Raw genomic sequence first — 12986 nt, 5'->3', positions numbered from 1 at the left:
TGTGGTTATTGGCGGTTTTGACGTGGGAAGGATATTTTTTCTCTAGGTTTTTAGCGCATGATATATCACCGCGATATATTCCTGCTTCATCTGTATGGATATTTAAATAATTGTTTTTGTTTTTTTGATTCTTATAAAAAATCAATGTGAGATTAATCCTAATATTATATTTGATGTGCGCATGCATTTTGGTGAAAAATAAGACTGCAAATGCGTCTTGTTATCATCAATGTCGAGGTGGGATCTGAACGGCGCTAAAAAAGAAAAAACCCGCAAAGGATCTTTGCGGGTTGGTGCTACTTGCCTTGGACGAGCGGGCTTCTCTTGCGGCGTGCCTTAGGCAATGGCCAGATCGGCCGCTGGTGCATTAGCGATGCCGTTAACGCTTACTTCCGTGTAATGCAGGCTATCGAGCAGCGACTGGTGGTCCTGATTGGTCAGATAGATCACGCTGTCAGAGCTGTCGAGCGTGCCGTTGTCGTTGTTATCGATAATGATATAGCTGGCGTCTTTACCACCGTCGAATGCCACCGAAGCAACGCCGACCTTCGAGGTCAGTGAGTTGCTGCTGCCCAGGCCCAGGATGCCGCCCAGCAGACCGACCACGCCGTTGGTCAGGCCGCCAATCAGGGATCCCAGCAGGCCGTCCATGATATCGGCAGAGCGGATGCCATAGTCCGCCACCGAACTGCCGGCCGCGCCGGAGAGGGTGACGCCGGAGGCGCTGTCGATGATGCTGTCTTTGGCGCTGTTGAAGTCGGTGATGGTCACCCCGGCCTGGCTGGTGCTGCCTTTCAGCTCATAGGTATTGCTGCCGGCGCCGCCGGTAACCGTCGTGTTGGCGGCAATGTTGAAGGTGTCGTCGGCGGCGGTGCCGGTCACTTTCAACTGATAGCCGTTCAGGCCCAGCGTGTTCAGCAGCGGGGTCAGCAAACCGGTGGTGATGGCGCTCAGCGGCAGAATGTTCAGCAACTGCACCAGAATACCGTCGCCGGTGCCGCCGTGCGCAGAGTCTAAATCAATACCGGCGGTGTTGCTGGAGGCATCGATAGTCCGCACGTTGCTGTAACCGCTGCCCAGCGTCAGATCCAGTTGATGATCGCCGGAAACGTTCAGCGTCTGCACCTGAGAGTTGGTGCCGATCAGCTTCAGAATATTGCTGAAGTCGCCCTGACCGCCCGAAGCGATATTCACCGTACCGAGCGCGGTGCCGCCAAGGGTGCTGCTGCTGCTGATCAGGCTCAGGGAGCCGGCATCGATATTCTGCGTGCCGACGGCATCAAAGCTGATATCGAACTTGTTGGTGGCGTTTTGGCGGAAAGCGATTTCCAGGTTGCTGTCGGCGCCGGCGTTGCCGGTAACGCTCAGGGCTGCGGCCGTACCGCCGGCGGCGTTGATCACTTTGACGTTATCCGCCTTGCCGGACAGGGCGAAACCTTGTGAGCCGAGGTTGGTGCCCTGAGCCGCCTGAGTGATGGTGCCGCCGTTGGTGCCTTCTACGGTAGCGGTGCCGTTCAGAATACCGAAGTCAAAGGTATTCGAGCCGGTGGTGACCGCCTGACCGTTCAGCGTGCCGGTGGATTTACCGATATAGCCCGCCAGATCGATCTTTTCAAAGTTGCTGAAGTTGTTGGCGTTGCTGGTAACGGTGCTGCTGCGGATACCCAGCACGTTGCTGGTAGTGGCAACGGATTTGGTGATGAAGTTGGCGGACAGCGTATCCGTGCCGTCACCGCCGTTGGCGGTGAAATTGCTGGAAACGCTGTTGGCGCCGGTGGTGGCGTTGCCGGCCCAGGTCAGCGCATCGTTGCCTTTGCCCAGGTTAAAGGTGCCGGTGCCGCTGGCTACGTTAGCGCTGGAAGAGAGATTAATGGTCTCATTGCCAGAGCCGGCGTTCAGCGTGATATTGGCATTGTGGACGGCGATGGCGGTGTCGCCGCGAGCGCCGTTGTCAGACAGGTTCACGGTGGCTGCCGCGCTGCCGTTGATGGTCAGATCGCTGAGTTTATCGGCAAACGTCAGGTCTACCGTGCCGGCCGCGTCGGCTTCCAGCTGTACGGTTTTCAGTACGGCGGTTTCGGCATTGCTCAGCTGGTGGCTGGTCTGCGTATTCACCGTGCCGGTCGCGTTGCCGCCGCCATCGGTGACGCTCAGTTTGGCTGCGGTTTTATACAGCAGATTTTCCCCGATCAGCGCTTCAAACGCGTGTTGCTGGGTCAGGCTGGCATCGTCTGTGGCGGTAGAGGTGCGCAGATCGTTGATAATGGCTTCAATAATACTTTGCTTGTCTGCCAGGGCGCCGTAGGTGGCCAGCTGTTCCGCCGTGGGGGCGGTGCCGTGCAGCGTGGTGAACACCTGGGTGATCAGTTCGCTGCCTTCCAGCTGACCGACGGTACGTTGGAATTCAGGGTAATTCAGCAGCGTTTTGGTCAGGTAGTTAATGCTGGTGCCGTTATCCAGCGCTTTGCTCCAGGCTTCCAGAGACAGGGAGTAAATACCACGGTCGGCAATGCTCAAGGCCAGAGAGACGGCTTGTTCCCGGAGTTCCAGCGAGGCCAGGTTATCGGCATCGCGGTACAGCAGATGGTTTACGCCGCTTTCAAAGTCTTGCTGTTTCGCCAGCGTGGCATCATCAAAGCCCTGATAATTCAGCAGGTCATCAATGAGGCTGGTCAGCGCCTGCTCTACCGTGCCGCCACGCAGCAGCTGGGTGAGCTGTTCCGCCGTTGGCGCTTCACCGTGCACCCGCTCATATACCTGAGAGACGATCTGCTCATTGGTTTGGCCTGCGTACAGCTTTTGTCCTGCGGCTGAGTTGATGAACTCGGCGGCCAGACTTTCTGCGGTTTTAGCGCCGCTTTCTAACTGGATGGCATAGCTATTGAAGGCATCATGCGCCAGCGTATTTGACCCCAGGATTGAGTAGTAAATGGAAGCAGCTTGTTGCTGTGATGGTAAAGAAGCCATAAGGATGTTACCTCATAAGTTCAAAAGGATACGAAATATCTTGTGACACTTTTAACTTCGGGCACGTAGCTTCCCCAGAGAGGCATGAGACTCTCAGAGAATAATGGCAATGGGGAGCAACGGGTGATTGCGGCACCGTGGTAACTGCGCCGTTTTCACCTGTATAAAAGAAAGTTCAACTAATAAAAACTGTCAATGTTTACATTAAGAAATATTTTGTTAACACCGTTTTTAAGGCGTTAGTGGCTGGTTTTTACTATTTAAAAAACTGATTTTATCAGGTTTTTATTGTGGGTTTGATTTGTTATTCAGGCTAATAGTTTTATGTTTTCGTGCTTATTCATGCTTGTTTTTTATTTTAATGTATTGATTTTTAATGTTTTTTCTGTGGTTTTGTGTGGTTGGTGTTGTTTGTTGCTTTTAGTTATTATTTAATTTTTAATGATTTGCTGTTTTTTACCATAAAATACTCTCGTCTCATTTTGTTTACGTTTCCTGTACTTCTTTCATTTACAAATTGGTGTTTTTGATGAAATAAGTTAACCCCGCGGTGGTTTTTATCTTTATTTTATGGGTTATATATCGTCGTAAAATAAATTAGCATACCTTCTTTAAATGGGAAAATAATCCATTGCTTTATGAGCAATTACAGAAAATCAATATCAGATTAGTCTTATTTTAATGATGGCGGGTGTCGGCTAGCGATGTGGAGGTAGTTGGTTTACAAAGAGTTGCGTGGATATGCGTTAGACGGGAAAAGGGGAGGTAAGATGCCAGAGTTGATGGTTACAAGAGGAGGGGGTAGGGAAGGTGCCGGCGTGGAAGCGGACACTGTAAGGTAGGGGCTTTCGTGATGGGCTGGTGCTGTGGAATGGGGGCCTACATACGCCCTCGGTGCCGCTGATAGTGATTTTTACGCTGTATGGCGGCTATTGCGGCGTATACCATCGCCGCTACGGCGCTAAACAGTCGGACCCCGAGACTTGAGAAAGTGCGGGCTTTATGCCATTACAAAGCATTTGCCTGCATATCTTCAGCCGCTTTTCCTGTTTATGCTGCTGAAGCAACTGTGTATGGCGTTGGTGCTGAAGGCAATGTCGAGCGGTGAAGAAAGCGGGAAGGGAAAGGGGGCTTCGGTTGGGCCGATTGAGACGACGTGGTGGCTTTGGCGTATATCGAGGTTCCGGATTTTTGGGAAGGGGAAATCATTGTGACTTGCGTCAACAGAAATTGACGGCGGATAGAAAAGCTGGGTGGCATTGGGTAGTATTTGCTCAAAATGGACGAGTATAGGGAGATCATATGGCCATTAAGCAACTTACACCTCATAACGTGAGCCGAGAAATAAAATTAACAAAATTTCACCTGTGAGGTTTCAATGAGGATTAAAACTTCTTTGGTTGCTTTTCTGATGATTCTAATCCCAATAGCTGCTGTAGCCGCTAACGGAATAGAATATCAAGATAAAGCGACAGAGGACGCGGCTAACCTGGTAACTAAGTATACGCTTTCTGGTGACGGGGAAAGGGGGAAGTATCTAAAACAGTTGGAGAAAATGACTGCTAAGCACCCAGGGAATAACAATGTCAGGAACATGTATGCAAGCATATTAATTGCTGAGAGAAATTACCCCATGGGGTTAGAGCAATTAAAAATAATAAATAAAGATAATCCCAAGCCCGGTTCAAAACTGACAGAGTGTATGCTGATGGAAAAAACGGGTGAACGTGCTGGTGGCTGCTATCAGGGCGTCGTATCGCTATTTGAAGAGAGCCATACAGAAGATGACAACTATATCATAGCCCTTTACTTGTCTGGTAATCCTAAATTTGAAGCTGAGAAAAATAAGCTGATGGATTCAGGAAGACTAACGGAAGAGGAGAAAAATATATTGTCATTGAGCAGGGATAAGTTGATAGGCTCCGTGCTGCCTTGAGGCTGGTGCTTAGCTTGCAGTTTTTATGTCTCGGCTTTTTTGACATGCTGCGGTAGAGTCTGTGGGAATGAAAAGGTTTTGTAAGCTTTGCTAAGACGACGGCAGCTGCACGGTGATTAAGTGAGTAAGGGGATACCTTGGTCGAACTTATTCACATCATTAAATTTGATGCGGAACTTTACAATGACGAACGCTCAAAGCGGCTATCCATCCCTTTCTTTGCTTATCGATTTTTTGCGTGATTTTACCCGGGATCGCTGTACGCCAATCACTGCGCAGACATATCTTGAAGAAGATCTTGGCATTACCGGCGATGATGGTGCGGAGCTTTTAGAGGTGGTTGCACTGAGGTTTGGTGTGCTCTTGCATACGGACGAGGACGGTTATCAGACCACATTCGGTTTGGGAGATAACGAGTATCTTTTTCATTCAGAAGGGTTTGACCCACTTTGTATCGGTAGGTTGATAGGTTGGCTGCGTAATAAACCCCGTCCTGTTATTCGCGATCTGTCAGTGGGTGAGTTGCACCGTGCCTTGGTTGCGGCACAGAGGATTCAAAATTGACCCTGCGATTTTCCAAGATATTAAAGGGACACAAAAAAGCCCGCGAGCTGAGCTTGCGGGCTTTTTCGTCATTATCACCGGGTCTATCTGGTATCACCGGTGACCTATTTGGTGGAGCTGGGGGGATTTGAACCCCCGTCCGAAATTACTACACCGTCGGCACTACATGCTTAGTCCAATCTTTACATTCGCCGGCCAGCTGCGGATGGACACGCTACTGACAAACTAGCCTGATTGGATTTAACGCTTCAGCCCCAGGCAGGACGTCCACGCGATCTCTTTTGGGTTTGACCTCTCTTGATCCCCGTCCTAAGAGCGGAGGCTAGGGAGAGAGGGCTCTGAGCAGGTTATTAAGCTGCTAAAGCGTAGTTTTCGTCGTTTGCGACTATTTTTTTGCGGCTTTTTACGAGGCCAACCGCCCCTCGGCATGCTCCTTGGGCTTCGCAAATCCCGTCGAATCCAGAATCAGCCCCAAGTAACTGTCAGGCAGTATATCAGAAGTTTACGCTGCTATGCCAGCGGCTTAACGATTTGCGTTCTTCATGATACGGGCTTTCGCCGTCTGCCATTCGCGATCTTTGATGTTATCGCGCTTGTCGTGCTCTTTTTTACCTTTGGCAACGCCGATTTTCAGCTTGCTCCAGGCATTTTTCCAGTACATGGAAAGGGCGACGACGGTGTAACCGTCACGGTTGACGCGGCCAAGCAGCGAGTCCAGCTCGCGTTTTTTCAGCAGTAGTTTACGGGAGCGCGTTGGGTCGCATACCACATGTGATGAGGCCACGTTCAGCGGCGTGATGGTGGCGCCGAACAAATAGGCTTCACCGTCACGGAACATCACGTAGCTGTCACTGATATTGGCTTTGCCAGCACGCAGTGATTTTACTTCCCACCCTTGCAGAGACAGGCCGGCCTCAAGCTCTTCTTCAATGAAGTACTCGTAGCGGGCGCGCTTGTTCTGCGCAATGGTGGCTGAGCCGGGTTTGTATGCTTTTTTCTTTTTCATAAGGTGCTCATTATACTGGATGCCGCGGTGAAAGAAATCCTTTAGCGTTCAACGGATGCGCAAATTTTTGCGTTGGCGGGCGGCGGCCCGCGTAGCAGATTTTTTGTCTGACGCCAGATAAATGTTATTATCTGTGCGATTTATGTTGCTCAGGAAATGATATGCCCCAGATTAGTCGATCTGCGCTGGTGCCGTTTAGCGCTGCGCAGATGTACCAGTTGGTCAACGATGTTCACGCCTATCCCGAGTTCTTGCCGGGCTGCACCGGCAGCCGGGTGCTGAATGCGACGGACAGTGAAATGACCGCCGCCGTGGACGTTGCCAAAGCTGGTATCAGCAAAACTTTTACAACGCGTAACACGCTGCAGGATAACCATCGTATCAACATGCAACTGGTCGATGGCCCGTTCCGCAAGCTGATGGGCGGCTGGCAGTTTACGCCGCTCAGCCCGGAGGCGTGCAAGGTTGAACTGCATCTGGACTTTGAGTTCACCAATAAACTGATCGAACTGGCGTTCGGCAAGGTGTTTAAAGAGCTGGCCAGCAATATGGTGCAGGCTTTTACCCAGCGCGCCAAAGAGGTTTACAGTGTCTGAGATCCGCGTAGAGGTGGTTTACGCGCTGCCGGAACGCCAGTATCTGCGCCAGGTCAAGCTGGCGGCGGGCAGTACGGTCGAACAGGCGGTCGTGGCCTCCGGGCTGCTGGAGCTGCGCAAGGATATCGATTTGGCGACCAACAAGGTCGGCATCTATAGCCGTCCGGCTAAGCTGGGTGATGTGCTGAATGATGGCGACCGGGTGGAAATTTACCGGCCGCTGATTGCCGACCCGAAAGAACTGCGTCGGCAACGCGCGGAGAAAGCAAAAAAATAAGGCGCTGAGAGCGCCTTATTTTTTGAACCTCACCTGCCGAGTTGCAGCCTGTGACTGTCATACAAGATTAACCGCCTCTTGCATGGGCCGGCGGGCGGCCTGCAATTACTTGCCGGTCAGCGCCGGTTTGTTCTGAATATCCGTCAACACGCCGGCGCTGTCGAAGGTCAGGGTCAGCGTTTGCTGGGTGATCTTCTCATGGCCAGGCTGTTGGCGGAACACGTAGAACCAGGTCTGCGTGCCAAACGGGTCTTGCAGCATTGGCGTACCCAGAGTGTAAGCAACCTGCTGCTGAGTCATGCCTTTGTGGATTTTGCCCACGTCGGCGGCCGTCAGGTAGTTCCCCTGATTGATATCAGGGCGATAAACGATTTTTTCGAAAGTCGAGCAGCCTGCAGTCAGCATCACAAGAACCACAGCGGCAGCAGTCAGCATTTTACAGCGCATAGTAATCATATTCCTTTAGGGCATAGGATGCCGATGATAATAGACCTTGCAGCAGTTGGAAACCTTTATACCCTTCAACTTTCAAGCGGCTGCGGCGACAGCCGTGCATGCCTGCTCTGCGGGGCGGAACTTCGCCGCCCCTCAGGCCCGTCGGGCGGACGCTATGCAGCAAGTTGAAATCATTCAGGTTTACAGCGCTACATTCAGACCGCGGGAATATGAAAAAGTTGAGTTTTTTACGCGGCCAGCAGCTCTTTTGCGTTAGCCAGCGTATTCCGCGTGACTTCGCTGCCGCCCAGCAGGCGCGCCAGTTCCTGCAGGCGCGCGCGTTTACCCAGCGGCGACATCTGCGTTTCCGTCGCGGTGCCGTCGGTCTGTTTGCTGACGAAGAAGTGCTGATGCCCGCAGCCGGCGACCTGCGGCAGGTGGGTCACGCACATCACCTGGGTGGACTCGCCGAGCTGGCGCAGCAGGCGACCGACGATGGCGGCAGTCGGGCCGCTGATGCCGACGTCTACCTCATCGAAAATCAGCGCCGGCGTCTCCATTTTACGCGCGGTGATCACCTGAATCGCCAGCGCGATGCGCGACAGCTCGCCGCCGGAGGCGACCTTCGCCAGCGCCTGCAGCGGCTGGCCGGGGTTGGTGGACACGCAAAATTCAACGCGGCTTGCCCCTTCGGCGCCCAGATGTTCCGGCTCGAAGTGCACGTCGATACTGAACTGGCCGTGCGGCATCGACAGCGCGTGCATGCTGTCGGTAATCAGCAGGGTGAGTTCCGCAGCATAGTGCTGCCGCTGCTGATGCAGACGTTCCGCCAGCGCCATGGCCTGCTGATGGTGCTGGGTTACCGCGTCGTTCAGCTGTTGGTGGTCGCTTTCATACTGGGCCAGCAGTTCCTGCTCTTCCAGCAGTTGCTGATGCAGGGTCGGCAGCTCTTCCGGCGTGACATGGTGTTTGCGCGCCAGAGCGATCTGGCGTGAAATGCGCTGTTCCAGTTCATACAGGCGGTTGGGGTCAAGATCCATACGTTCGGCGTAGTGACGCAGTTCGTCGCCGGCCTCGCTGATTTGAATCGACGCCTCTTCCAGCATATCCAGCAGGCCGCTCAGTTTGTCATCCATGCCGATCAGCTCCAGCAGCAGGTGTTTGACGCTGTGCAGCTGGCTCAGCATGTTGTGCTCGTCGCTGTCGGCCAGCAGCTGCAGCGCCTGCTGGCTGAGCGTCAGCAGCTGGCCGCTGTTGGCCAGGCGTTTATACTCGGTGTCGATCTGCTCAAACTCGCCGCTCTGCGGCGCGAACTCGTTCAGCTCTTTCAACTGGTACTGCAGCAGCTGCTTGCGCGCTTCGCGTTCGATGGACTGCTGCTGATGGTGCGCCAGCTCGCGGCAGCTCTGGTGCCAGCGCTGGTAGGCCTGACGCATCTCCGCCATCAGCGCCGCTTCGCCGGCGTAGGCATCCAGCAGTGATTTTTGGTGGTCCGGCTTCAGCAGCAGCTGATGCGCATGCTGGCCGTGGATTTGAATCAGACGCTGGCCCAGTTCCCGCAGCTGCGACAGCGGGACGGAGGTGCCGTTGATAAAGCCGCGCGAACGGCCGTCGGCGCCGATCGTCCGGCGCAGCAGGCATTCGTTGCCGTCGTCCAGATGGTTTTGCTCCAGCCACTCGCGGGCGGAAGGCGTGTCGGCCAGGGAGAAGCGCGCGCACAGGTCGGCGCGGGAGGCGCCCAGCCGCACCGCGTTGCCGTCGGCCCGGTTGCCCAGGCACAGCCCCAGGGCATCAATCGCAATCGACTTACCGGCGCCGGTTTCACCGGTAATCGCCGTCATACCCGGTTGAAAGTCGATCTCCAACTCACGAACGATAGCAAAATTGCTGATGGTTAATTGCGACAGCATGGGAACCTTCCTGTGTATAAACACATAACTGTAATTTCATACAGTATAAACTGGTTTTATATACAGTAAAGTAGCTGAGCAAGATTTTAGAACAATTTTTTGGACCAGCCGAGTTTGGTGCTTAACGTATTGAAATAGCTGTAATCCTTTGGGTGAATAAGATTCAGGTGGAAATCACTGCGGCGAATGAGCACTTCTTCTCCCTCCTGGATTGGCAGGGCGATCTGGCTGTCGCAGCTGATCTCCAGATCGCTGCTGACGTGGGAAAACTTCAGCCGAATGGTGCTGTCGCCGTTGATCACCAGCGGACGGGCGGAGAGGGTATGCGGGAACATCGGCACCAGCGCGATGGCTTCCAGCGACGGCGTCAGTATCGGGCCGCCGGCGGACAGCGAATAGGCGGTGGAACCGGTTGGCGTGGCGATAATCAGGCCGTCGGATCGTTGGGAAAAAGCGAAGCGGTCGTCAATATACACCTCAAACTCGATCATATGCGCCACTTTGCCGGGGTGCAGCACCACTTCATTGATGGCGGTGCTGATGCGGCCCGGCTGCTGCCCGCGCTGGACGATGGCTTCCAGCAGGAAGCGCCGTTCGTTGATGTATTCGCCTTCCAGCACGTCCGCCAGCTGCTGCAGGGCGTTATCCGGGTCCAGATCGGTCAGGAAGCCGAGGTTGCCGCGGTTGACGCCGATGACCTTAATCTCGTAACGCGCCAGCACCCGCGCCGCGCCGAGCATATTGCCGTCGCCGCCGACTACCACCGCCAGGTCGGCCTGCTGGCCGATCTCCGCCAGGCTGCCGGTTACTGCTTCTTTCAGCCCCAGGTCCTTGGCGATTTGCTGTTCAACCATCACGTTATACCCGCGGGCGACCAGCCAGTGGAACAGCATCTCGTGCGTTGCCAGCGCCGATGGGTGACGCGGGTGGCCAACAATGCCAATGCAGTTAAATTTTTTATTCATTGTTGCGTTTTCCCTCACCGGGGCCAGATTATGTCTTACATTGTGACCGGTTGACTTGAAACCCCGGTTTTGATCCCCATAATAAGCCAAGTTGCGGGATTAATGCTAAAACGCGGAGATATTCATGAGTAGTAAAGAACACAAGACGCCAAACGAGCAAGTCTCGGAAGAAATGGAACACGCTCAGCACGAAGACGTGCAGCAGGAAGCAGGTGTCGATCTGCGTGATGCGCGCATTGCCGAGCTGGAGGCCCAACTGGCGGACGCTCAGCAACGCGAGCGCGAAAGCCTGCTGCGCGCCAAGGCTGAAGTAGAAAACATTCGTCGTCGTACCGAGCAGGATATTGAAAAGGCGCATAAATTCGCCCTGGAGAAATTCTCTTCCGATCTGCTGCCGGTGATCGACAACCTGGAACGCGGGCTGGAGCTGGCGGACCGCAGTAATCCGGAGCTGACGGCGATGGTTGAAGGTATCGAACTGACGCTGAAGTCCTTGCTGGACGTGGTGCGTAAATACGGTATCGAAATCGTCGGCGACGTGAACGTGCCGTTCAACCCGGATGTGCACCAGGCGATGAGCCTGATGGAGTCTGCTGACCATGAGCCTAACCAGGTGATGATGGTGATGCAGAAAGGCTACACCCTCAACGGCCGTCTGCTGCGCCCGGCGATGGTGGCCGTTTCCAAATAATCGTTGCATAGCGTTATGCAATGATGAAGAAAAGGCACCCCAGGGTGCCTTTTTGCCGTCTGGCTTACTGCTGCGGTAAATGCGGCATCCAGTCGATCGGCGTCAGCCCCTGCTGCTCCAGCAGTTGGTTGGCCTGCGAGAAGTGCCGGCAGCCCAAGAAGCCGCGGTGGGCGGAAAGCGGCGACGGATGCGGCGCTTTCAGCACGTGATGACGCTGACGGTCGATAAAGTTGCCCTTTTTCTGCGCGTGCGAGCCCCACAGCAGGAAGACGACGCCTTCACGGTTCTCATTCAGCGCGGCGATCACCTTGTCGGTAAATGTTTCCCAGCCCAGGTTGGCGTGCGAGTGCGCGCGTCCTCTTTCCACCGTCAGCACGGTGTTGAGCAGCAGTACGCCCTGTTCCGCCCAGCTTTGCAGGCAGCCGTGATCGGGGCGCTCGAAGCCCGGAATATCCGTTGCCAGCTCTTTATACATGTTCACCAGCGACGGCGGCGCCGGCACGCCGGGCAGCACGGAAAATGACAGGCCGTGCGCCTGATTCGGACCGTGGTAGGGGTCCTGACCGAGGATCACTACCTTAACGTCGGCCAGTTCGGTGAAGCGAAAGGCGTTAAACACGTCTTTTTGCGGCGGATAGATGGTTTTGCCGGCCTGACGCTCATTGGCAACAAAGGCGAGCGTGTCGACAAAATAGGGTTGCTCTTTCTCCTTGCCAATAACGTCATGCCAGGTGAGGGGAGTGGACATTAACGCTCTCCTTTGTTTTTGTTAATCATTCGTCGGGCATAGCTTACCGTTTAGCTGTACGGAGCGAAACCCGCATTTAACATTCCCTGTCGCCCTGCGGCGGTGCCGGCATGAATTGTAGTTTTTGTTGAAAATTTACAAAAATAATTGCGATTTCCGTTTGGGCAAATCTTGATGTAAAACATAAATTTACCCTTTTTTAGCATGTGGGCTTTGTGCGAAAATTGACTTTAATCAAGGAATTGCCGGGGTCGGGCTGGTATACAGAACGATAAATGGTTGATGGCTCAAACCTTGCTTGGCTCATCAATGACATCGTTTTTTTCGCCCTTGTACGGAGGCAATAACATGATTACCGGTATTCAAATTACTAAAGCAAACAATCAGGCGCTGGTGAACTCTTTCTGGCTGCTGGATAACGAAAAATCAGAAGCGCGCTGCGTGTGCGCCAAAGCCGACTATGCCGAAGACCAGATCGTGCCGGTCAGCGAACTGGGCGCCATCGAGTATCGTGAAGTCCCGATGGAAATGCAGCCAACCGTGCGCGTTGAAGGCGGTCAGCACCTGAACGTTAACGTTCTGCGTCGCGAAACGCTGGAAGACGCCGTGAAGCATCCGGAAAAGTACCCGCAGCTGACCATCCGCGTTTCCGGCTATGCGGTGCGCTTTAACTCACTGACGCCGGAACAGCAGCGTGACGTGATTGCACGTACCTTTACCGAAAGCCTGTAATTAGAGGCGCGGGTTTAGCGGGGGAGCTTAGGCTCCCCTTTTTTATGCCCGGCAATCAGAATTTAGAGCGGGATCACACTCTGGTGTTACAGAACTGCTCCGACCTGCCGATAGCTAATCTGGCGCTGGCACTCAGCGCGATGACTGAACTATCGACAA

General features: G+C 53.9%; 12 protein-coding genes and 1 other RNA gene. 6 read left to right on the top strand and 7 right to left on the bottom strand.

What is annotated here, in order from left to right; all coding sequences use genetic code 11:
- Positions 1 to 336: 336 nt before the first annotated feature.
- Positions 337 to 2967 carry a beta strand repeat-containing protein gene (locus tag I6G83_RS01285; RefSeq protein WP_054305476.1) on the bottom strand — a complete coding sequence of 877 codons (2631 nt, stop codon included), beginning with the start codon at positions 2965 to 2967 and terminating at the stop codon, positions 337 to 339.
- Between the two features lie 1378 nt (positions 2968 to 4345).
- Here I6G83_RS01285 and I6G83_RS01280 point away from each other — a divergent pair.
- Both I6G83_RS01280 and I6G83_RS01275 read left to right on the top strand, forming a co-directional pair.
- On the top strand, positions 4346 to 4903 hold the full coding sequence (locus I6G83_RS01280; RefSeq protein WP_152972179.1) for a hypothetical protein: 558 nt from the start codon (positions 4346 to 4348) through the stop codon (positions 4901 to 4903).
- A gap of 183 nt (positions 4904 to 5086) precedes the next feature.
- Positions 5087 to 5467, top strand: coding sequence for a hypothetical protein (locus tag I6G83_RS01275; protein ID WP_054305479.1), 381 nt, complete (start codon positions 5087 to 5089; stop codon positions 5465 to 5467).
- A gap of 109 nt (positions 5468 to 5576) precedes the next feature.
- On the opposite strand, the gene ssrA is transcribed toward I6G83_RS01275, so the two are convergent.
- Positions 5577 to 5940: a transfer-messenger RNA gene (gene ssrA, locus I6G83_RS01270) on the bottom strand.
- A gap of 50 nt (positions 5941 to 5990) precedes the next feature.
- A complete protein-coding gene (gene smpB, locus I6G83_RS01265; RefSeq protein ID WP_015673473.1) occupies positions 5991 to 6473 on the bottom strand; it encodes an SsrA-binding protein SmpB in 483 nt (160 codons plus the stop codon).
- Between the two features lie 161 nt (positions 6474 to 6634).
- Between smpB and I6G83_RS01260 the strand changes: the two genes are divergently transcribed.
- Both I6G83_RS01260 and I6G83_RS01255 read left to right on the top strand, forming a co-directional pair.
- On the top strand, positions 6635 to 7069 hold the full coding sequence (locus I6G83_RS01260) for a type II toxin-antitoxin system RatA family toxin (protein ID WP_015673472.1): 435 nt from the start codon (positions 6635 to 6637) through the stop codon (positions 7067 to 7069).
- Positions 7062 to 7346, top strand: coding sequence for an RnfH family protein (locus tag I6G83_RS01255; protein WP_015673471.1), 285 nt, complete (start codon positions 7062 to 7064; stop codon positions 7344 to 7346). The genes I6G83_RS01260 and I6G83_RS01255 overlap by 8 nt, the downstream gene beginning before the upstream one ends.
- 105 nt (positions 7347 to 7451) lie before the next feature.
- Here the strand turns inward: I6G83_RS01255 and bamE are convergent, their stop codons facing one another.
- From bamE to nadK, 3 genes are all read right to left on the bottom strand, one after another.
- Positions 7452 to 7793: an outer membrane protein assembly factor BamE gene (gene bamE / locus I6G83_RS01250; RefSeq protein WP_015673470.1), complete on the bottom strand. Its 342-nt coding sequence runs from the start codon at positions 7791 to 7793 to the stop codon at positions 7452 to 7454.
- Between the two features lie 236 nt (positions 7794 to 8029).
- Positions 8030 to 9691, bottom strand: a complete 1662-nt coding sequence (gene recN, locus I6G83_RS01245) for a DNA repair protein RecN (RefSeq protein WP_054305480.1) — start codon at positions 9689 to 9691, stop codon at positions 8030 to 8032.
- A gap of 86 nt (positions 9692 to 9777) precedes the next feature.
- On the bottom strand, positions 9778 to 10656 hold the full coding sequence (nadK, locus tag I6G83_RS01240) for an NAD(+) kinase (protein WP_054305481.1): 879 nt from the start codon (positions 10654 to 10656) through the stop codon (positions 9778 to 9780).
- A gap of 124 nt (positions 10657 to 10780) precedes the next feature.
- Between nadK and grpE the strand changes: the two genes are divergently transcribed.
- On the top strand, positions 10781 to 11347 hold the full coding sequence (grpE, locus tag I6G83_RS01235; protein WP_054305482.1) for a nucleotide exchange factor GrpE: 567 nt from the start codon (positions 10781 to 10783) through the stop codon (positions 11345 to 11347).
- Between the two features lie 64 nt (positions 11348 to 11411).
- Here the strand turns inward: grpE and ung are convergent, their stop codons facing one another.
- Complete coding sequence (ung, locus tag I6G83_RS01230; RefSeq protein ID WP_054305483.1) at positions 11412 to 12095, bottom strand: uracil-DNA glycosylase; 684 nt, start codon at positions 12093 to 12095, stop codon at positions 11412 to 11414.
- 348 nt (positions 12096 to 12443) lie between these two features.
- Between ung and grcA the strand changes: the two genes are divergently transcribed.
- A complete protein-coding gene (gene grcA, locus I6G83_RS01225; RefSeq protein WP_015673465.1) occupies positions 12444 to 12827 on the top strand; it encodes an autonomous glycyl radical cofactor GrcA in 384 nt (127 codons plus the stop codon).
- The last annotated feature ends 159 nt before the right edge of the window (positions 12828 to 12986 follow it).

The organism is Serratia rubidaea (assembly GCF_016026735.1).
Taxonomy (GTDB): domain Bacteria; phylum Pseudomonadota; class Gammaproteobacteria; order Enterobacterales; family Enterobacteriaceae; genus Serratia_B; species Serratia_B rubidaea.
Note: the sequence above shows the minus strand (reverse complement) of the source record. Positions and strands in the feature narration are given on the sequence as shown.